Annotated in this window: 18 protein-coding genes and 1 pseudogene; 11 read left to right on the top strand and 8 right to left on the bottom strand. The window is 61.5% G+C overall.

Annotation, left to right across the window (positions count from 1 at the left end; genetic code table 11):
• The first annotated feature begins 68 nt into the window (after positions 1-68).
• Positions 69-1,742 carry a BCCT family transporter gene (locus ACUY1T_RS20530; RefSeq protein ID WP_446025423.1) on the top strand — a complete coding sequence of 558 codons (1,674 nt, stop codon included), beginning with the start codon at positions 69-71 and terminating at the stop codon, positions 1,740-1,742.
• Between the two features lie 132 nt (positions 1,743-1,874).
• A complete protein-coding gene (gene bmt / locus ACUY1T_RS20525; RefSeq protein WP_446025422.1) occupies positions 1,875-2,888 on the top strand; it encodes a betaine--homocysteine S-methyltransferase in 1,014 nt (337 codons plus the stop codon).
• 269 nt (positions 2,889-3,157) lie between these two features.
• On the opposite strand, the gene gbdR is transcribed toward bmt, so the two are convergent.
• Positions 3,158-4,315 carry a choline metabolism transcriptional regulator GbdR gene (gene gbdR, locus ACUY1T_RS20520; protein ID WP_446025454.1) on the bottom strand — a complete coding sequence of 386 codons (1,158 nt, stop codon included), beginning with the start codon at positions 4,313-4,315 and terminating at the stop codon, positions 3,158-3,160.
• Positions 4,316-4,753: 438 nt separating this feature from the next.
• Between gbdR and ACUY1T_RS20515 the strand changes: the two genes are divergently transcribed.
• The gene (locus ACUY1T_RS20515; RefSeq protein WP_446025453.1) at positions 4,754-5,071 is read left to right on the top strand and encodes a trimethylamine methyltransferase family protein; all 318 of its coding nucleotides are present in this window, start codon (positions 4,754-4,756) and stop codon (positions 5,069-5,071) included.
• Positions 5,032-5,199, top strand: a pseudogene (locus tag ACUY1T_RS20510) (electron transfer flavoprotein subunit alpha/FixB family protein); the annotation flags it as partial. The gene ACUY1T_RS20515 and the pseudogene ACUY1T_RS20510, both read left to right, overlap by 40 nt.
• Here the strand turns inward: ACUY1T_RS20510 and ACUY1T_RS20505 are convergent.
• The 3 genes from ACUY1T_RS20505 to ACUY1T_RS20495 form a co-directional block, all read right to left on the bottom strand.
• Complete coding sequence (locus ACUY1T_RS20505; RefSeq protein WP_446025421.1) at positions 5,193-5,858, bottom strand: TetR/AcrR family transcriptional regulator; 666 nt, start codon at positions 5,856-5,858, stop codon at positions 5,193-5,195. The pseudogene ACUY1T_RS20510 and the gene ACUY1T_RS20505 overlap by 7 nt on opposite strands.
• Before the next feature lie 33 nt (positions 5,859-5,891).
• Positions 5,892-7,928: an oxidoreductase gene (locus tag ACUY1T_RS20500; RefSeq protein WP_446025420.1), complete on the bottom strand. Its 2,037-nt coding sequence runs from the start codon at positions 7,926-7,928 to the stop codon at positions 5,892-5,894.
• A gap of 127 nt (positions 7,929-8,055) precedes the next feature.
• Positions 8,056-8,514 (bottom strand): thioesterase family protein, encoded by a 459-nt coding sequence (locus ACUY1T_RS20495; RefSeq protein ID WP_446025419.1) that lies wholly within the window; start codon positions 8,512-8,514, stop codon positions 8,056-8,058.
• A gap of 224 nt (positions 8,515-8,738) precedes the next feature.
• Here ACUY1T_RS20495 and ACUY1T_RS20490 point away from each other — a divergent pair, with 224 nt between their 5' ends.
• The 7 genes from ACUY1T_RS20490 to ACUY1T_RS20460 all read left to right on the top strand — a co-directional run bounded on the left by ACUY1T_RS20490 (position 8,739) and on the right by ACUY1T_RS20460 (position 15,733).
• Positions 8,739-10,322 carry an ABC transporter substrate-binding protein gene (locus tag ACUY1T_RS20490; protein ID WP_446025418.1) on the top strand — a complete coding sequence of 528 codons (1,584 nt, stop codon included), beginning with the start codon at positions 8,739-8,741 and terminating at the stop codon, positions 10,320-10,322.
• 113 nt (positions 10,323-10,435) lie between these two features.
• On the top strand, positions 10,436-11,416 hold the full coding sequence (locus ACUY1T_RS20485; protein WP_446025417.1) for an ABC transporter permease: 981 nt from the start codon (positions 10,436-10,438) through the stop codon (positions 11,414-11,416).
• A complete protein-coding gene (locus ACUY1T_RS20480) occupies positions 11,413-12,381 on the top strand; it encodes an ABC transporter permease (RefSeq protein ID WP_446025416.1) in 969 nt (322 codons plus the stop codon). The genes ACUY1T_RS20485 and ACUY1T_RS20480 overlap by 4 nt, the downstream gene beginning before the upstream one ends.
• Positions 12,382-12,394: 13 nt before the next feature.
• On the top strand, positions 12,395-13,444 hold the full coding sequence (locus ACUY1T_RS20475) for an ABC transporter ATP-binding protein (RefSeq protein ID WP_446025415.1): 1,050 nt from the start codon (positions 12,395-12,397) through the stop codon (positions 13,442-13,444).
• Positions 13,434-14,489, top strand: a complete 1,056-nt coding sequence (locus tag ACUY1T_RS20470; RefSeq protein ID WP_446025414.1) for an ABC transporter ATP-binding protein — start codon at positions 13,434-13,436, stop codon at positions 14,487-14,489. Before ACUY1T_RS20475 ends, ACUY1T_RS20470 begins: the two co-directional genes overlap by 11 nt.
• Before the next feature lie 16 nt (positions 14,490-14,505).
• Positions 14,506-15,267 (top strand): sulfite exporter TauE/SafE family protein, encoded by a 762-nt coding sequence (locus tag ACUY1T_RS20465; protein WP_446025413.1) that lies wholly within the window; start codon positions 14,506-14,508, stop codon positions 15,265-15,267.
• 37 nt (positions 15,268-15,304) lie between these two features.
• Positions 15,305-15,733 (top strand): PPC domain-containing protein, encoded by a 429-nt coding sequence (locus ACUY1T_RS20460; protein WP_446025412.1) that lies wholly within the window; start codon positions 15,305-15,307, stop codon positions 15,731-15,733.
• A 534-nt stretch (positions 15,734-16,267) separates the two neighbouring features.
• On the opposite strand, the gene ACUY1T_RS20455 is transcribed toward ACUY1T_RS20460, so the two are convergent.
• From ACUY1T_RS20455 to ACUY1T_RS20440, 4 genes are read right to left on the bottom strand one after another with little or no spacing between them, the layout of a single operon-like run.
• Positions 16,268-17,263, bottom strand: a complete 996-nt coding sequence (locus ACUY1T_RS20455) for a tetratricopeptide repeat protein (protein WP_446025411.1) — start codon at positions 17,261-17,263, stop codon at positions 16,268-16,270.
• A 27-nt stretch (positions 17,264-17,290) separates the two neighbouring features.
• Positions 17,291-18,493 (bottom strand): hypothetical protein, encoded by a 1,203-nt coding sequence (locus tag ACUY1T_RS20450; protein WP_446025410.1) that lies wholly within the window; start codon positions 18,491-18,493, stop codon positions 17,291-17,293.
• Complete coding sequence (locus ACUY1T_RS20445; RefSeq protein ID WP_446025409.1) at positions 18,432-18,842, bottom strand: hypothetical protein; 411 nt, start codon at positions 18,840-18,842, stop codon at positions 18,432-18,434. The genes ACUY1T_RS20450 and ACUY1T_RS20445 overlap by 62 nt, the downstream gene beginning before the upstream one ends.
• Complete coding sequence (locus ACUY1T_RS20440; protein ID WP_446025408.1) at positions 18,839-19,801, bottom strand: type VI immunity family protein; 963 nt, start codon at positions 19,799-19,801, stop codon at positions 18,839-18,841. The genes ACUY1T_RS20445 and ACUY1T_RS20440 overlap by 4 nt, the downstream gene beginning before the upstream one ends.
• Positions 19,802-19,822: the final 21 nt, after the last annotated feature.

The raw sequence follows: 19,822 nt of genomic DNA, 5'->3' as shown, positions 1-19,822 counted from the left end.
ACTGGAGGACTCGGCAGCACTGGTGATCATCACGGCAATGAGATAACAACAACTCGAGGAATCTATAGATGAAAGAACCCATCACTCGACCCTCCGACGGAGTCCCGGCCCCCGAGGGCCCTGCCGATCTGATTGATACCGACTACGTGATCGGGCAAGACAACATCACCGGAGAGTTCAAGCTGAACCTGGACATCCACGGTAAGGTATTCGCCATCTCGGCCCTGGTCACACTGTTCTTCGTCATTCTAACCCTGGCCCTGCACAGCGAAGTGGAGCCGCTTTTTACCGGGCTGCGCAACTGGCTGACCAACCACCTCACCTGGTTCTTCCTGCTCTCCGCCAACATCTTCGTGGTGCTCTGCTTAGTGCTGGTCATCTCGCCGCTGGGCAAGGTGCGTATCGGGGGTGTCAACGCCAAGCCCGACTTCTCATATTCGGCTTGGTTCTCGATGCTGTTCGCCGCCGGCATGGGCATCGGCCTGATGTTCTACGGCGTCTCGGAGCCCATGTCGCATTTCGCCTCCTCGCTGGGCGGTACCAGCCTGGATGGTGGCGTGCGCAGCGACTGGGCCCCCCTGGGCGCGGCCGCCGGCAACCCTGAGGCGGCGGCGCGGCTGGGCATGGCGGCCAGTATCTTCCACTGGGGCCTGCACCCTTGGGCGATCTATGCCGTGGTGGCGCTGGCTCTGGCGATCTTCGCCTACAACAAAGGCCTGCCGCTGACCATGCGCTCGATCTTCTACCCCGTGCTGGGTGAGCGCACCTGGGGCTGGCCGGGCCATGTCATCGACATCCTGGCGGTCTTCGCCACGCTGTTCGGCCTGGCCACCTCGCTGGGACTGGGCGCCTCCCAGGCCACGGCAGGACTCGGCTACTTGTTCGGTGCTCCGGGCGGTGACACCACCATGGTGCTGCTGATCATCGGCATCACGCTGATCGCCATCCTCTCCATCATCTCCGGTGTCGACAAGGGCGTGCGCCGGCTGTCGGAGATCAACATGGTGCTCGCCTTCCTGCTGCTGGCCTTCGTAATCATCGTAGGCCCGACCTTGGTGATCTTCACCGGCGTGCTGGACAACCTGGTCGCTTACATCACCCATCTGCCGGCGCTCTCGGCGCCCTTCGGCCGTGAGGATGTTAACTTCAGCCAGGGCTGGACGGCCTTCTACTGGGCCTGGTGGATCTCCTGGTCGCCCTTCGTCGGCATGTTCATCGCCCGGGTGTCGCGTGGGCGCAGCGTGCGTGAGTTCATCATTGCCGTGCTGCTTATTCCCTCGCTGGTCTCGGTGGTGTGGATGACCGCCTTTGGCGGTACCGCCGTCCACCAGCTGGTGGCCACTGGTTTCGAGGGGGTGCAGGACGCGGCCCTAGAACTGCAGCTGTTCGTGATGCTCGGCGAACTGCCACTGACCGCGATCACCTCCTTCGTCGGTATCGTGCTGGTCATCGTCTTCTTCGTCACCTCCTCCGACTCCGGCTCGCTGGTGATCGACACCATCACGGCCGGCGGCAAGGTCGACGCCCCCAAGCCGCAGCGCGTGTTCTGGGCGGTGATCGAAGGACTGATTGCGATTGCTCTGCTGCTCGGTGGCGGGTTGGTCGCTCTGCAGGCCATGGCTGTGTCCACGGGCCTGCCATTCACATTGGTGCTTCTCGCAGGTTGTTTCACAATCGTTAAAGGTCTGCTGAGTGAGTATCGCTTGATTAATCCAAGATATATAAATAAATCGATTACATAAACTGCATTGGAATAAAGCAAGACGGCCAGACGGCCAGACGGCCAGACGGCAAGACGGACTTCGAACCGCCTTGCCGGCTGTGGCTCCACACATTGATGGCGGACCTAAAACCGGGAGAAGGTCAATACGGCTATGGATAACAAGCTTGAAAAAATTTTGGCGTCTCGTGATTGGCTGCTGGCAGATGGAGCCACGGGGACCAACTTGTTCGACATGGGATTGAAGTCTGGCGAAGCACCGGAATTGTGGAATGAGCGTTACCCTGGAAGAATTGCTAGGTTGTATGCACTAACCTTGGAGGCCGGAAGCGATCTTTTTCTGACTAATTCTTTTGGCAGTAATGCTGCACGGCTCAGGCTACATGGTGCACAACACCGAGCGCGCGAATTATCCCGACTGTCCGCTGAAATCGCACGCGATGTGGCAGATCGCTACTCCCGCCCCATCGTTGTTGCAGGTTCTGTGGGGCCAACGGGTGAAATGATGGCCCCCTTGGGCTCTTTAACCCATGAGTTAGCAGTGGAGATCTTCCACGAACAGGCCGAAGGTCTCAAGGAAGGTGGTGCTGATGTACTGTGGCTGGAGACAATCTCGGCGCCTGAAGAGCTTCAGGCTGCGAGTAGCGCCTTTCAACTGGCCAGTATGCCTTGGTGTGGAACTATGAGCTTTGATATGGCTGGAAGAACTATGATGGGCATGACCTCCCAGAGCATGGTGGAGCTTGTTGGTCAGATATCCAACACACCGGTAGCATTTGGAGCCAACTGCGGTGTTGGTGCGTCTGATTTGATACGCACTGTGCTGGGCCTTACATTGCAAGAAACTACAATGCCGATTATTGCTAAAGGCAATGCCGGGATACCCGAATATATTGATGGGCATATTCACTATAATGGAACCCCCGAGCTCATGGCCGATTATGCGGTTCTGGCGCGGGACGCAGGGGCAAGGATTATTGGTGGCTGCTGCGGTACCACGCCAGAGCATCTTGCTAGAATGCGCGCTGCGCTTGAAGAAAGGCCGCGAGGAACGCGACCCACTTTGGAGCAAATTCGCTATGCACTGGGTGAGTTTTCCTCGGTCAGCGATGGTAACGATAAAGCTCGGGAAGTACCTGCCCGTCGCCAACGTCGAAGAAAAAACTAAGCAGACTATCATGTAAATTAATCCGGCTTATGCATTAAGCCGGTTACAGCAGTAGCCTGCTGCAGCTGCCCACACAGCTGGTAGACCGAAAAGCCCCTTTCCTCTCCGGACCAACCGGCTGTGCGTACCATGCAAAACGGTAATTGGCCGGAGTGCCATGGTTGGGCTGGGAACGCGACGTTGTATCAGACTATGCCTGAGTTTCAGGGCGTGCTCGCCGAGAGGAAGTGGAACGAGGCGTAGAGTGAGCACGGCCTCGTTGGTGAGTATTAGATGGACAGAAGGTCGGCCGGGGGGGGCACAGATACACTGGCATAAGTGGATTCACCCCGTGCATGGACGAGGGCCGCCGTAGCGCTTGAGGCTGGTTCATTGAGCACGGCCTCGAAGGCGGCCTTGCTAAATAGCGCCTTGATATCATTCTTCCTCAAATGCAGCGGCGGGTTGAAATACGCGATGCGCTCGTCGCGTGGAGATATGCCGAAGAGTTCCCGATAGCATTTCGAGAAGTGCGGTGTGAAGTTGAAGCCGCAGGCCGAGGCCACCTCGATTATCGACATGGCTGTCTGTTTGAGCAACTGGCGGGCGCGGGTCAGTCGCAGCTTCATATAGTAGCGCGACGGAGTACACTGCAAGTTCTTTTGGAATAGACGTTCGAGTTGACGACGCGAGATGCGGACATAGCTAGCCAGTTCGTCGAGGTCGATGGGCTCCTCGAGATTGGCCTCCATCAGCACTACGGCCTCCAAAAGCTTGGGTTGGTTGGTGCCCAGCGTATGGCGTAGAGGGATGCGCTGCTGATCTCGATCGCTACGTACACGCTCGCAGATGAATATCTCTGAAATGCTCGCAGACAGTTCGTGGCCATAATCTTGGCTAATCAGCGTGAGAATCATATCGAGTGGGGTCGTCCCGCCAGGGCAGGTGGCTCGGTCTCGATCGATGGAAAACAAGCGTGTGGACATCTCGATACGCGGAAAAGCCTCGCGCATCGCCGCTTCATATTCCCAGTGTACACTCACATCGTAGCCGTCAAGCAAGCCCGCCATGGCCAGAGCCCAACTGCCAGTGCAGATGGCGCCCAAGCTGCGGGATAGGCGCGCCTGCTCTTTCAGCCAATTGATGTGTTCGTGCTTTACGCTGCACTGAGGCCTCACTCCACCGCAGACAATAACCATATCTAGGCAGAGCGGCGTATGGATGGACATGTCAGGAATTACTGTGAGGCCGTCGCTAGCGCTGACAGGCTCGCCATCTGTCGTCAGCGTATACCAGCGATAAAGTTCGCTACCGGTGAGCTGATTGGCCATACGCAACGGCTCGATGGCTGAGGCTAGTGAGATCTGAGTGAAGTTATTTAGTAGCAGGAATCCTATGCTTTGAGTTTTTCTGATCGGCGAGCCGAGCGGTATTGTGCACGATGACATTGACATGATGTTTCTCCCACATGCTTATGACCAGGTCCGTCATGGTTGGACTTGTTAGCTGTTGCCCTGGCTTGCCTTCAGTCATCAGGCAGTTGTTCAATGCAATATACGTTAACATATTGGCTGGCCGGACAATGACGTTATCGGTCGCTAGTTGCTTAGGATCAATTTTTTAAGCAACTATTGATAATATGCATATTAAATGAATGTTTTCTGATAGCAAATACCTTTGCACGAAAATGCTCATAGCCATGGGGAGGCACTCCAACAACATGCAGCATGCATAGCATGTCGAATGCGACCCCGCAATACTCTCTGATATCCATTGCCGCCCAAGGCTATCGCGCAGCGCAACGGTTGACGCAATTCGGCATGTGCGGGTCGCTGTATGAGTAATGCCAGTCTGCCGCCTCGGCCCAGCCCTACGCCACGCGCCGTATTCCCCATTTTGAAGTTCTCGACGACGCGGGGTTGTCCCTTCTTGAGGAGATCGGCATCGATTTCCGCGACGATGAGGGGGCCCGGCAGATCTGGCGCGATGCCGGGGGCCGAAGTGCAGGCGAGCGTGTACGCATACCGCGCGGGCTGTGCCGGCGGCTGATCCAGGATAGCGTGCCACGCCAGTTCATCCAGCACGCGCGTAATCCGGCACGCAACGTGGAGATCGTCGGGCCACACACCGTCTACGTGCCCGCCTACGGAACTCTACGTCCCCCGTGGGCATCTCGGGGGCGATCCAGCACCTGGCCGGCATGAAGGACTCCAAGGTGATCGTGGCGATCAACAAGGACGAGGAGACGCCGATCTTCCAGGTCGCCGACTATGGTCTCGTCGGCGACCTGTTCGAGGTGGTGCCGGAGCTGGAGAGGAGGCTGGATCAGTGACCCGCAGTGCCTGACGCCGCTTGGGTGCCTTCCCGCGTATAGCCATGCCGGGCCTGGAAGCGCTGCAGCTCTCGGGCTTGCGGCGCCTGGCCGGTGAAGATCTCGACATAGGCGGGGATGCGCCGCATGCGGACCTCGAGCGCTTCCTGGGTCTTCATCGAGATGTAGCCGATCTGGGTGAGGTAGATGGTGCGGCCACGCACGTTGGCCGCCAGCGGCTCATAGCCGAAGCGTTCGAACATGCGCGTCAGCGCCTCGATGCGCGCTTCGTCGGCGGTATCGATCTCCTTCGCCACCTCTTCCGACTGTAGCGCCCAGCTGCGCATCGCGAACTCCAGCTGGGAGTCGAACAGCTCGGGGTCCAGCCAGCAGTCGAAGACGTTGAGAATCGCCTCGACGATGGTCTCGGCATAGGCCTCGGTTTGCCGCACCAGGCCCTGGGTATTCTTCTCCCGCCAGCGCTCGATCAGGGCGTCCAGCAGCGCCTCGCGATCCTTGAAGAACCAGTAGAAGCTGGTGCGCGAGACGTCGAGCCGCTTGGCCAGCGGCAGGATCCGCACGCTATCCACACCGGAGTCGAGCAGCAGTTCGAAGGCGGCGTCGAGCCAGGCTTCGCGGGAGCCTTTCCATTTGGTGTCGCTGTTACTAGCTGTCGGCATCGAGAGGGTCTCGCTGTTTCGGGTGCCCGGCCACTATATATCCTTCACCAGCCGCAGGGCGTCATAGATCGCCGCATGGGTATTGCGCGACTCGACGGCATCGCCGATCCGGAATAGCTGGAAGTTGCCGTCCGGCTTACGGACAACCGCCTGGGGCCGGCCGGCGATCAGCTCGTTGTAGTCTACTTCGCCGCCATTGCTCGAGTGCGGCTTGAGCGCGAAATAGACGTCGGCCATCGGTGTGATGCCGTAGTTGACCACTACCTGATCGATGCGCCGCTCGTGGTTGAGATCCAGATAGTCGCTGGTGATAGTGGCGAGCAGTTCGCCGCCTTCCCGCCGCACGGACTTCAGTCGGTAGGTGGGGGTGAAGGTGACGTTGGGGCGCTGCAGGGCGCGCATGTAGGGCACCAGGTTCATGGCCATGATCTCCGCCGAGAAGGTGCGGTCCGGCGTCATGATCTCGAGTTCAGCCCCGGTGGCGGCAATGATCTCCGCCGCCTGCATGGCGGCATGGTCGCCGGCATCGTCGAACAGCAGCACGCGCTTGCCCGGTCCCACGTGCCCGGAGAGGATGTCCCAGGTGTTGACCACCAGCTCGTGCCCGACTGCGGGCTGGTCCTCCATGGGATAGCCTCCGGTGGCCACGATCACTACGTCCGGCTTTTCGGCGAGCACGTCCTCCACCTCGGCCCAGACGTTGTAGCGAATCTCGACACCGAGGGCCTCGCAGCGGGCCAGGCGCCAGTCGATGATGCCCATCATCTCGCGGCGGCGCTCGCTCTGCGCCGTGAGACGTACCTGGCCACCGGCATCGCTGGCGGCTTCCAGCACCACCACGGAATGGCCCCGTTCGCCAGCGACCCGGGCGGCCTCCAGCCCCGCGGGTCCGGCGCCGACGATCACCACCCGACGCTTCTGCGCGGCCTTGGGGATGGTGTGGGGCATCGTCGTTTCCCGCCCGGTGGCGGCGTTGTGGATGCAGTAGGCGGCGCCGCCCTGGTAGATGCGGTCGAGGCAGTAGTTGGCGCCGACGCAGGGGCGGATCTCCTCCTCGCGACCTTCCATGATCTTGCGCACGATGTGCGGGTCGGCCATGTGGGCGCGGGTCATGCCGATCATGTCGACCTTGCCCGAGGCGATGGCATGGCGCGCCGTTGCCACGTCCTGGATCTTGGCGCCGTGGAAGGTAGGGAAGTCGACCTGGCGCTTGATCTCTCCGGCGAAGTCGAGGTGCGGGGCGCTGGGCATGCCCTGGATGGGAATCACGTCGGTGAGCCCGGCGTCGGTGTCGATATGTCCGCGCACCACGTTGAGGAAATCGACCAGGCCGCTCTCCTTCAGGCGCCGTGAGATCGCCATGCCGTCGCTGGCCGTCAGCCCGCCCGGCAGCATCTCGTCGCCGGTGTAGCGCACGCCGACGATGAATGCCTCGCCCACCCGCTGGCGAATGGCCCGCAGCACGTCGAAGGTGAAGCGCAGCCGGTTGTCGAGATCGCCCCCGTAAGGCCCTTCGAGGGTATTGGTCAGCGGCGACCAGAACTGGTCCATCAGGTGGCCGTAGGCCTGCAGCTCGATGCCGTCGAGGCCGGCGGCATGCATGCGCTCGGCGGCATCGGCATAGTCGCGGATCAGGCGCTCGATATCCCACTCCTCAACCTGCTTGGGAAAGGCGCGGTGGGAGGCTTCACGACGATGCGAGGCCGATACCGCCGGCAGCCAGTCGCCCTTGTCCCAGCGCGTGCGGCGGCCCAGATGCGTCAGTTGGATCATCACCGCGGTGCCGTGCTCATGGCAGGCATCGGTGAGCTCACGCATCCACGGCACCACCTCGTCCTTGTAGGCCAGGATGTTGTTGAACACCGGGGGGCTGTCCTTGGCTACCGCCGCCGACCCGGCGGTCATGGTCAGACCCAGGCCGGCCCGGGCTCGCTCGACGTGATACTCGCGATAGAGCGCCTTGGGCATCCCATCCTCGGGGTAGGCAGGCTCGTGGGAGGTCATCATGAGCCGGTTCTTGAGGGTGAGATGCTTGAGCTGGAAGGGCTGCAGCAGCGGGTCGTTGGCCATGGCCAGGCCTCTCTATTGTTGTGTATTTCACAACGATAGAGAGAAATGTACACTGCTGTCAATTAAAGGTTCATCAGTGTACTTGTGTTCGAGGCCGCTTCTGCAGTGAGGTTGGCGATGCTCTGCCTCAACGCCGTGGAATGCCGATCCGCCGTCCGGCCGCCTCCGGCCAGGCGTCGGCTTCGATTCGCGGCAGGGCATCGATGGCCTCGATCACGGCGGGCGGAAACGGGGCGGGGCGGTGACTTCGCGTGTCGATGCCCATCAGCATCTGCTCGCTGGTGGCGAGTAGCTCGCCGGCCTCATCGCGCATCGTGAAGAAGACATGCAGCCGCTTGGCGTCGCGGTCGAGCAGCAGCACCTCGACGGCCAGCGCCTGCCCCTGGTGGGCCTCGCGCCGGTAGCAGAGATGGGTCTCCAGGGTGAAGAGGGTATACGCCAGGCTCTTGCGCCCCTCGGCATCGAGCTCGATCCGCTCCATCAGCGTATCCACTGCCAGCGAGAAGACCCTCGCATATTCGGCATCGTTCATGTGGCCGTTGTAGTCGACCCACTCCGGGGCGACTCGGGTCGTCAGCAGTGCCATGAGTGCCTTTTTCCTTTGATTCAGTATTTGCGTCTATTATCAATGAAGTGAAACCGACCGAGCGGTTTCCCAAGAATCGGTCTCGATACCGTAAATGTAACTGCCAATAGTCGAAATAGCGCTGAAAAGCCTTCCTAAGTAAATTCTAGCTTTCTTGGCTAAGGTATGGGAGAACCTCTACCAGGGCGCATGCCCATCAAACGCTTGATTGAGGACATAACAAGATGCTACCCAAGAAGACCCTTCTGGCCACCGCCGTTATCGGCGCCATGCTGGCCACCGCCGCGAATGCCGAAACCCTGCGCTGGACCCGCTCTGCGGACAGCCTGACCATGGACCCCCACTCCCAGAACGAGGGGCCGACCCATTCGGTCAACCACCAGATCTTCGACACCCTCGTCTATCAGGACATGGACGTCGAGTACCAGCCGGGCCTGGCCACCGAGTGGTACGTGAAGGAAGACGAACCCACCGTCTGGGTGTTCAAGATCCGCGAGGGGGTGACCTTCCATGAAGGCCAGGCGCTGACCGCCGACGACGTCGCCTTCTCCATCGACCGCGCACGCCGCGAGCCTGCCGATATGCGCGGCCTGCTCACCTCGATTTCCGAGGTGCGCGCCGTCGACGACTACACCGTCGAGATCGAGACCCACGAGCCCAACCCGCTGCTGCCGAACAACTTCACCAACCTGTTCATCATGAGCCGCGAGTGGGCGGAAGAGCACGGGGTGGAAGAGGCACAGAACTACTCTGCCGGCGAGGAAACTCACGCCGTGCGCAACGCCAACGGCACCGGGCCGTTCCGTGTCGAGAGCCGCGAGCCCGACGTGCGTACCGTGTTCGTGCGCAACGACGACTATTGGGGCATCGACCACTACCCGATGGAGATCACCCGCCTGGTGTTCACGCCCATCGAGTCGGCCTCCACCCGCGTGGCGGCACTGCTCTCCGGCGAGGTCGACTTCCTGCAGGAGACGCCGGTCCAGGACATTGAGCGCCTGGCCAATGCCGACGGCATCAAGAACGAGCAGGGCGCCGAAAACCGCACCATCTTTCTCGGTATGGATGTAGGCTCGGCTGAGCTGCGCACTGCCGACACCGACGACAACCCCTTCGCCGACCGCCGCGTACGCGAGGCGATCAACCTGGCGGTGGACGCCAATACCATCCAGCGCGCGGTGATGCGCGGCAACTCCCAGCCAGCCGGAATGATCGCGCCGCCCTTCGTCAACGGCTACAGCGAGGAGATGGACGAAGTTCTCGAGGCGGATACCGCACGCGCGCAGGAGCTGATGGAGGAGGCCGGCTACGGCGATGGCTTCCGCGTTACCCTGCACTGCCCCAATGACCGCTACGTCAATGATGAGCAGATCTGCCAGGCGGTGGTCAGCATGCTGGCGCGCATCGGCATCACCGTAGACCTGGTGGCCCAGACCCGCTCGCTGCACTTCGCCGAGCTGGCGCGAGGTGAGTACGACTTCTACTTGCTGGGCTGGGGCGTGCCCACCATGGACTCCGAGTACATCTTCAACTACCTCTACCACACCAAGGATGGGAACCACGGCACCTGGAACTTCACCGGCTACTCCGACGAGCGGGTGGACGAGCTGACCGTGGCCATGGGCCAGGAGACGGATGAGGAAGCGCGCAACGAGATGATCCGCGAGGCGTGGGAGATCGTCCACGACGAGATCCTCTACATCCCGATCCACCACCAGATGCTGACCTGGTCGATGCGCGACGACATCGATTTCAAGGTGCAGAGCGAGAATACGCCGCACTTCAAATACTTGAAGTTCAACAAGTAAGCGTCAGGCTCTGTCCGGAAGTCGGCGAGCGCAGATACTTTCCGGGCGAGCCTGAAGGCCCGGCCCCCGGCTGCCACAAGTAGCCGGGGGCATCGTCGTTATTTGGTGATCCCATGCTAGCGTTTCTGATCCAGCGCGTGCTGCAGGCCATCTTCGTGATGTTCGTGGTCGCGCTCATCTCGTTCTCGCTGTTCCACTACGTCGGCGACCCGGTGCTCAACATGCTCGGACAGGAGGCGACCGAGGCCGATCGCGCCGCGTTGCGCGCCCAGTTGGGCCTCGACCAGCCGGTGGTGGTGCAGTTCTGGAATTTCATCGTCAATGCCGCCCAGTTCGAGTTCGGCATCTCCTACCGTTCGGCCCGCCCGGTCACCGACCTGATCCTCGAGCGGCTGCCCGCTACCCTGGAGCTGGCCGTCATCTCGGCGATCTTCGCCGTGGTCATGGGCATCGTGCTGGGCATCTATACCGCCTTGCGTCGTCGCAGCTGGCTGGCCAACTTCATCATGACCGCCTCGCTGATCGGCGTGTCGCTACCCACCTTCCTGATCGGCGTGCTGCTGATCTACATCTTCGCGGTGGAGCTGGGTGTGCTGCCGGCCTTCGGGCGCGGCGAGACGGTGCGTATCGGCAACTGGTGGTCCACCGGGCTACTGACGGCCAGCGGCCTGCGCTCGCTGATCCTGCCGGCGATCACCCTGGGGCTGTTCCAGCTCACGCTGATCATGCGACTGGTGCGCGCCGAGATGCTCGAGGTGCTGAGCACCGACTACATCAAGTTCGCCCGGGCGCGAGGTCTATCGAAGCGCGTTGTGCACCTGCGCCATGCGCTGAAGAACACCATGATTCCTGTGATCACCATCATCGGCCTGCAGCTCGGCACCATCATCGCCTTCGCCATCATCACCGAGACGGTGTTCCAGTGGCCCGGCGTCGGGGCGCTGTTCATCACCGCCGTGCGCTTCGTCGACGTGCCGGTGATGGCGGCCTACCTGATGATGATCGCGCTGGTGTTCGTGATCATCAACCTGGTGGTGGATCTGCTCTACTACGCCGTCGACCCGCGGCTGCGTGCGCAGGGAGGTGGTAAATGAGCCAGGACATCCAGACCCGGGAGAGCGCTGCACCCGCAGTGCCGCCCAAGCCGAGCAAGTGGCGCACCTTCCTCGAGAGCGACATCGTCTACTCGTGGAAGCGCCAACCGGTGGTAATCCTTGCCACCCTGGTGACGTTGATCATGTTCGCCGCGGCGCTGTTCGCGCCGTGGATTGCGCCGCAGAATCCGTTCGACCCGCGTCAGCTCGAATTGATCGACGCTTTCACGCCGCCGCTGACCACCTCGGACTTCACCGGCAACTTCTACCTGCTGGGCAGCGACAGCCAGGGCCGCGACGTCTTCTCGGCGATTCTCTACGGCTCGCGCATCTCGCTGCTGGTGGGCTTCGCTGCGGTGATCTTCGCCCTGGTGATGGGCACCGCCCTGGGCCTGCTGGCGGGCTTCCGCGGCGGCTGGCGCGATGCGCTGATCATGCGCATTGCCGACGTCCAGCTCACCTTCCCGTCGATCCTCATGGCACTGCTGATCTTCGGTGTGATCCGCGGCTTCCTGCCGCGCTCGATGCATGCCGAGGTGGCGATCATCGTGCTGATCATCGCCATCGGCCTGTCCGACTGGGTGCAGTACGCCCGTGCGGTGCGCGGTGCCACCATGGTGGAAAAGAGCAAGGAGTACGTGCAGGCAGCGCGGGTGATTGGCCTGCCGGCACGCAAGATCCTGTTCCAGCACATCCTGCCCAACGTGCTGCGACCGGTGCTGGTCATCGGCACCATCGGCCTGGCTCTCGCCATCATCGCCGAGGCCACGCTGTCGTTCCTGGGGGTCGGCATGCCGGCCACCCAGCCGAGCCTGGGCACCCTGATCCGGGTGGGCCAGGACTACATGTTCTCGGGAGAGTGGTGGATCCTGCTCTTCCCCGGGGTGGCGCTGCTGATACTGGCGCTTTCCGTCAACCTGCTGGGAGACTGGTTGCGTGATGTCCTCAACCCCAAGCTCCGTTAAGAACGATACCGCGATGGCCGGCCACGAGCCTGGCGCTGCGGGGCAGGAACCGGTGCTTTCCGTGCGCCACCTGCGGGTGGAGTTCCCCACCCGCCATGGCACCCTGGTGGCGCTGGACGATGTCTCCTTCGATATCGCCCCCGGCGAGGTGCTGGGTGTGGTCGGTGAGTCCGGTGCCGGCAAGTCGATGACCGGCAATGCCGTGATTCAACTGCTGGAGCCACCCGGGCGCATCGCCGCGGGTGAGGTGTACCTCTCGGGAAAGCGCATCGACGACCTGCCGGAAGAGCGCTTCGTGCCGCTGCGTGGCCGCCATATCGGCATGATCTTCCAGGACCCGCTGACCAGCCTCAACCCGCTGTTCTCGATTGGTGACCAACTGATCGAGACGATCCGCGCGCACCTGCCGATGAACGAGCGCGAAGCCCGCGAGGAGGCACTCAAGCTGCTGCGCGAAGTGGGCATTCCCGCGCCCGAGAACCGCCTCGACAGCTACCCGCACCAGTTCTCGGGCGGTATGCGCCAGCGCGTGGTGATCGCCCTGGCGCTCGCCGCGCGGCCTGAGTTCATCATCGCCGACGAGCCCACCACCGCGCTGGATGTCTCGGTGCAGGCGCAGATCCTGGCCCTGCTCAAGCGGCTGTGTGCCGACCACGGCACCGCGGTGATGCTGGTGACCCACGACATGGGCGTGATCGCCGAAACCGCCGACCGGGTGGCGGTGATGTACGCCGGCAGGCTGATCGAGATCGGACCGGTCGATGAAGTGGTGCGAAACCCTCAGCATCCCTACACCAAGGGATTGATGGCCTCGATTCCCGGCATTACGAAGAAGCTCGAGCGGCTCTACCAGATAGAAGGCTCCATGCCGCGGCTGGCGGCGATTCCCGAGGGCTGCGCCTTCAACCCGCGCTGCCCTCACGCCCAGCAGCGCTGTCGCGAAGAACGACCGGACCTGCTACCGGCCGAGGGCAGCCGCGCGGCGTGCTGGCTGCACGACCCGGTGGATCCGCTGCCGCCAAGGCAAGACGTAGAGGGACAGGAGGTGAGCCATGTGCGCTGATACGGCACTGAAATCGACAGGCCCGGCCCCGGCGGCGCAGGGCGACATCCTGCTGGAAGCGCACGACCTGGCACGCTACTTCGACGTCTCCAAGCCTTGGCTCAACCGGGTGATCGAGCGTAGCGAGCGGCTCACGCTCAAGGCGGTGGATGGCGTGGGCTTCTCCATCCGCCGCGGCGAGACGCTCTCGCTGGTGGGCGAGTCCGGCTGCGGCAAGTCCACGGTGGCACGCCTGGTGGTGGGGCTCTACGGGCTTACCCGTGGCCGATTGGTGTTCGACGGCGAGGACATCAGCAACCTGGCGAACCGCACCGGACGCCAGGCCGCCAGCGTGCGCAAGCGCTTCCAGATGATCTTCCAGGACCCCTACGCCAGCCTCAACCCACTGTGGCGGGTGGGTACCATCATCGGCGAGCCGTTGCGCTTCTTCCGCCCCGAGATGAGCAGCACCGACCGCCGCCGCCGGGTGGGTGAGCTGCTCGAACAGGTGGGCATGTCGCCCATGGACGCCAACCGCTACCCGCACGAGTTCTCCGGCGGCCAGCGCCAGCGCATCTCGATCGCACGCGCCTTGGCCAACGAGCCGGAGTTCATGATCTGCGACGAGCCGACCTCGGCACTGGACGTCTCGGTGCAGGCGCAGATCCTCAACCTGATGCGCGACCTGCAGGATGAGTACGGGCTGACCTATCTCTTCATCAGCCACGACATGGCGGTGGTCAAGCACATGTCGGACCGCATCGCGGTGATGTACCTGGGGCGCATCGCCGAGATCGCCCCGGCCGACCAGCTCTTCGATAACCCGCACCATCCCTATTCGAAGATGCTGCTGGCTGCGGTGCCGTCACTCGAGGGCGTGGGCAAGGAGCGCACGGTGATCCAGGGCGAAGTGCCCAACCCGGTGCATCCGCCTTCGGGCTGCGCCTTCCACCCCCGCTGCCCGCATGCCAACGCTCGCTGCAAGGCTGAGGTACCGAAGCTGATCGCCCGCAGCGACGGCAGCGAGGTGGCGTGTCACGGCGTCGAGGAGGGCAGGCTGGCGTGACGAGGCATCGACGCTGATGCTGGAGCTGCTCTCGCCGCTGTCGGCCGGGGTCAACCTGAGCCTGGTGCTGCTCTCGGTGTTGACCTCGGCGCTCTCCGCGGCGGCCGGCATCGGCGGGGGCACGCTGCTGATCATTGCCATGGCCCAGGTGATGCCGGCCACGGCGCTGATCCCGGTGCACGGCATGGTGCAGCTCGGCTCCAACGGCGGCCGCGCGGTGATGACCTGGCGTCACATGCGCCGCGACATCGTCGCGGCCTTCCTGCCCGGCGTCGTCGTTGGCGCCCTGGTGGCGGCCTGGCTGCTGATCCGCCTGCCCTACGGCGTGCTGGAGCTGTGCATCGCCGCCTTCGTGCTCTACTCCTGCTGGGGGCCGGGCCTGCCCCAGCGGGCGGTGGGGCGCACCGGTACCGTGATCGCCGGTGCCGTCACCACGCTGCTCTCCAGTCTGGTAGGGGCCAGCGGCCCCATGGTGGCCTCGTTCATCAAGCTTGGCATGAGCGAACGGTTGCCGCGGGTGGCCACCTTCGCCACCTGCATGACGCTGCAGCACCTGACCAAGGCATTCATCTTCGGCTTCGCCGGCTTCGTCTTCCGCGACTGGCTGGGGCTGATGCTGGTCATGGTGGCGGCGGGCTTCGTCGGCACCTGGTTGGGCTTGCGCCTGCTGCACCGGGTCAGCGACCACCGCTTCGACTTCCTCTTCAAGTGGGCGCTGACGCTGCTGGCGCTGCGCCTGATCTGGCTGGGCGCAGAGCGCCTGTTGGGGTTAGGCTGAGTATGTAAGGGTTGGCTTATCCGGAAAGGAGTCTGTCATGAAACGCTTCGTGTCCTCTCTCTCATTGATGCTGCTGCTGTCACTGACCGGCTGTGCCGGAACATGGGACCCACTGGATAGCGCCACCGAGCTGGTGCCCGGTCGAGCCTACGAGGTCATGTCGGCAGGGCACCGCTATTTCACTTTTACCCTGGACGCTCCCGCCCGTGTGGTGCTGGAGAGCCACACCTTCCCTGGGGACACCGGACTCGTAGAGCCAGCCGGGCAACTGCTCGATGCCAACGGTCGGATGGTGGAGCGCGACTGGGTCAGCGGCCGCAACGGCAACTTCAGGATCGAGCGTCAACTGGAGCCGGGCACCTGGTACCTGCGGGTGACCACCCCACATGCGAGCCCCAGCTCCTTCGGGACGATGGAGCGAGACTACCGCTACTCGGTGACGCTCAGGGTTGATAGGAATCGCTGAGCTGACGGATACGAAAAGCCCCGGCAAGCCGGACCTTTCCGGTTGCGCAGCGTCGGTCCTGTTCTGTCTCCTTGCTTATTCCAACGCCGGGTCAGCGCTTGCCCAGGTGGCCGCCAGGGCAGGCGGCCAGCGGCTAGCCCGATAAAGCCGACAGGGAGATAGGTTTGCCGTGCGGCCAAGGTTTACCGTGTGCCGTCGTTTTGCGATGAAGCGTCTTGCTGCGGCTCGCTGGCCCTAGCATATAGGTCACGCCAATAAGTCGCCGGGCGGCCGCGCTTGCCGGCCTCATCGAAGATACGCGTGGTGGGGTCGAGATGGCGGAAACGTCATTCTGCTCGGCGGCTTGCAGATACTAATTCATAGATATTTGGGATAAACCACGATCCAGCAGGCGAGTGGCTTCGCCAAGGTAGTACATCGCCTCCACGTCCCCTGCCTGTGCCTCGGATTCCAGGGCCCAGGCTGCTGACACTGCGCGAGGTGAAAGCGCCAAAACTACCAGTGCCACCACGGCTTTGAGTCCGCTTATCGACATCAGTAGCCAAACTTGTCCGGAAAATAGGAGAGCGGTGGCTCGCGATTGAGCCATTCTTCCATCATTCGTTCGCCCTCTTCGCGCTGCTCGGGCGTTACCTTATCATAAAAGGATCGCAAGGCTCGTTCGGAAGAAGTGCCAGGAACCTCCTCATTTCTCGCCAGCATGATGGCCCAGCCTTTAGCTGGATTCTTGTCTACTTTGCATAGATCACGTCCTTCTGCCTCAGGCTCAATATAGCATGAGGCTTGCCATTGCCTACCATTGATATGACCAGCCTCAGAAGCTCTGATCATCCACTTCCAGGCTTCTTCATAGAGTTCAAGATTACTCAGAACCACTGCCAGATCATTCATAGCAGGAGCATAACCGCCTTCAGCCGCTCTCAGGTACCATTGTGCAGCTGCTTCCAGACGCTCGGTTTCAGATGTGTAACTCTCCTCATCGTCACGAGCCAACTGACCAAGCCAGTGCATAGAGTTCAGATTGCCTGCTTCGGCGGATCGCAGAAGCCACTCCATGGCCTCATCGTGCTGATCGAGGTAGGTGTAGATATCGTAGAGTGCTCCCATGGCATCAGTATCGCCTGCCTCGGCCTTGGGCAGCGTGGCAGCGAGGGCTGCTTCGCGCCAATCATTACTACCATCTTCTGGGCAAGCTTCGCCCAGCTCACAGGCGCTGCCATCATAGAGGCGCAGCATGGCATGAGGCTCTCCCTGTTGTGCGGCTTGGTGGTACCAATCCAAGGCGGCTTGACTCATTCCCCCCATAACCAACCGGCGGCTGGCCTCCCCTAAATAGTACATAGCTTCTACATCACCTACCGCCGCAGCTTGTTCAAGCAAAGGAATTGCAGCTTCTGCCCTACGAACACCATAGAGCCTCATTCCTTCATCTTTGGCAGCTTGAGTTTTTTCGTCCAGAGCGCAAGCCGCAGGCACAACCAGCGGTAAAAATGCCCAAGCTGCTAGCAATATTAGGATTACTGGGCGCATCCTTATCTTCCTTCTCAAAAAGCTTCCTTAGCCAGCGCAGATTACCGTACCAAGACCAGAGACATAGCGGTGGTAGTCATTTCTGGCAAACATTGCATCTTGATCACCCGTTCCAGAGTCTCTTCCCATAAATTTGTCTAATCGGTGCTTATGATTTGCATAATCGACATCTGGGTAACGAGGGTTAGGCGGCTGACCGCTTGCGGTCATCCTAACTACAGCCTTAGTAAAAAGATACTGCGATGGAGTGGGTGCCTCGCGGCTAAAATAGCAAAGAGGGCCGTAAACGTTTACGGTCACGCCCTCTACAATCCAGCCTAGACAGTTTGTGATAGCGATCTGCTGGAAATCCAGCGCCTGTCGCGCATTAAAATTCTGGCGGTTACCGCGTCCTCTGCCCAGCCCATCAGCCTCAAAAGCTCTTGGCTCACGAGTAAGTAAGAATAGCAACGCCCCCAACGCCTCCGGAGTTAGCTGCTGTACCCAAGCGGCAAGCTGCTCACCCCGACCACTATCACTGGCGTTCACTATTTCATACGCAATCGGCCCCGCCTTCTGCCCGCCGGTCATGGCCCGGTAGATTCGCTCGATGCCGGTTCTGCCACGTGCGGCCAGTAGCCCCACATTGAGCAAGGTCGTGGTCGCGGCGTAGGCCAGCCAGTTCATGCTTTCATAGGCTTCCTGATCGATCCACTCCGGCTTTTCGAAGTTGTTGTCTACCAGGGCGCGGTGGAGCATGACCAGCCAGAGGTCCAGGCTATCGGGGTCGAGTTCGATGGCAAGGCCACCGCCGGCGCCCTTGCCGAATACGAAGCGCCCTGACACCTTGAACACGAACTTACCGTTCTTCATGCCAAGCACGAACCCGAGTTTGACACTAGCTCCAATTGCCCCCTCGACATCGATCTGGGCAACGCCGATGCTGCGCCAGCCGCTCAGCGATTGGCTGGGGCGGTGCATGCCCATGCTGGCCATGGCAGCACGCTGGGGGAGAATGCGCAGCAGGTTCTCGGGCGGCTCCCAATGCACCTCGCAGCGCGTCTCGATGCCGAGGCGCGCCCCGGCAAAGGCTTCCACCGTGGCGCCTGTCGCTTCTCGCTTGACCCAGTCGATGCCGGAAACGCTGAGCCCATCCTTGTCGAAGGAAAACCCATTTCGATGGCTAACCTCAGGCCTCGTCGGCGTGCCAGGTAATGGCGGTAATGTCGGCGAGCAATTCAACCACGGCATTCTGCTTGCCGGCCCGGCCGCGCAGGCGCCAGGGCTCGCCGCGTTCGATCAGTTCCAACGTGTGGAAATGAGGCAGCAGTTTCTCCTCGGCCAGCTCACGCTCCACCAGTGGCCAGCTCTCACCCTCCTGGATGCGTACCTCGATCTCGCCCTGGGTGTGAAACACCATGGTACCGGGGCCCCAGAAGGGCGTGAGATCCGATTGCAGCGACCAGTCACCGTCGCGGCAGATCACCCGAATGGCCGTGTCCGCGATCTCCACTCGCTCCAGCGCGATATCGGGGAAGAGCTGCGTGGGGAACCACTCCAGCGGAAACGCCTCGCCTTGGGGTTTTGATTCGTCGCTCACCGTTCACCTCCCTGCGGGCTAAAGCGTGCCAGCCAAGCCTGGTATTCCTGGGCATCGAAGCGTTTCTCGTGCCGATAGCTGGGGGAAAGAGTTGAGTGAATTCCTTGGTGATCCTTGATACGAATCGGCTCGATTATCGCCGCGACGCGGCGGTAGTCGGCCAGGGCGGCATTGACCTCGGGATCTTCGCTATCGCCGAACTGCGGCATCGGCCCAGCACGCAGAATGGCACCGCCGTTATATTCCAGTACCGGCAACTCGCCCATCTCGGTCTTCACGTGGTCGAGGCCACCCAGCCGTTCCAGCCATTGATCGGAGAGAATGGTCAGCCAATCGACGCCCTTGGGGCCCCGGTGCAGATTCAAGGAGTGAGTGGAAAAGCCATTAATCTGGATTCCGGGGAAACGCTGACCGAATTTGTGTTCGAGAATAATCGCTTCATCCGTGTCTTCGTAGCCGTAAGACTGCCCCAACCAGAAGCCGGCGTAGCCATGCTCGGGCTTGAGTTTCTCGCACCACTGCTGCACCAGGGCAGGCAGCTTCTGTTCACGCTCGATAAAGAAATCAATGGGGAACTGACAGTATAGGTAGCTGATATTGTCATTATGGCCTGTGCCCAGTACGACGAAACTATGGTTGTCCGCATCGCTACGTCGTTGGCCGCCGTGGTAGACGAACTGCCACTGGCCGGCCCCGTAAGTGGGCAGCCAGTCGAAGGGGGTGATATAGCTGTCGAAGCCCTCGAGCTTCTTCCACTTGCCAGTGCTTGGGTTGGTCGTCCAGGTCAGTTGGTCGCCGACCAGATCGCGGTAGTCCGCGAGAATCTCCAATACCGCCTGACGTTTTTCCTGCTGCTGGTCGCCCTTGAAGAACAGGGCCACACCCAGGCAGATCTTGAACAGCACGCCGTTGTCGGTCTCGACGGTGAGTAGTTGATCGATATCCTGCAGTTGTTCCATCCGGTGTTCTCCCATCAATGG

The organism is Billgrantia sp. Q4P2, from assembly GCF_052806135.1.
This window is presented reverse-complemented; position numbering and strand designations above follow the sequence as displayed.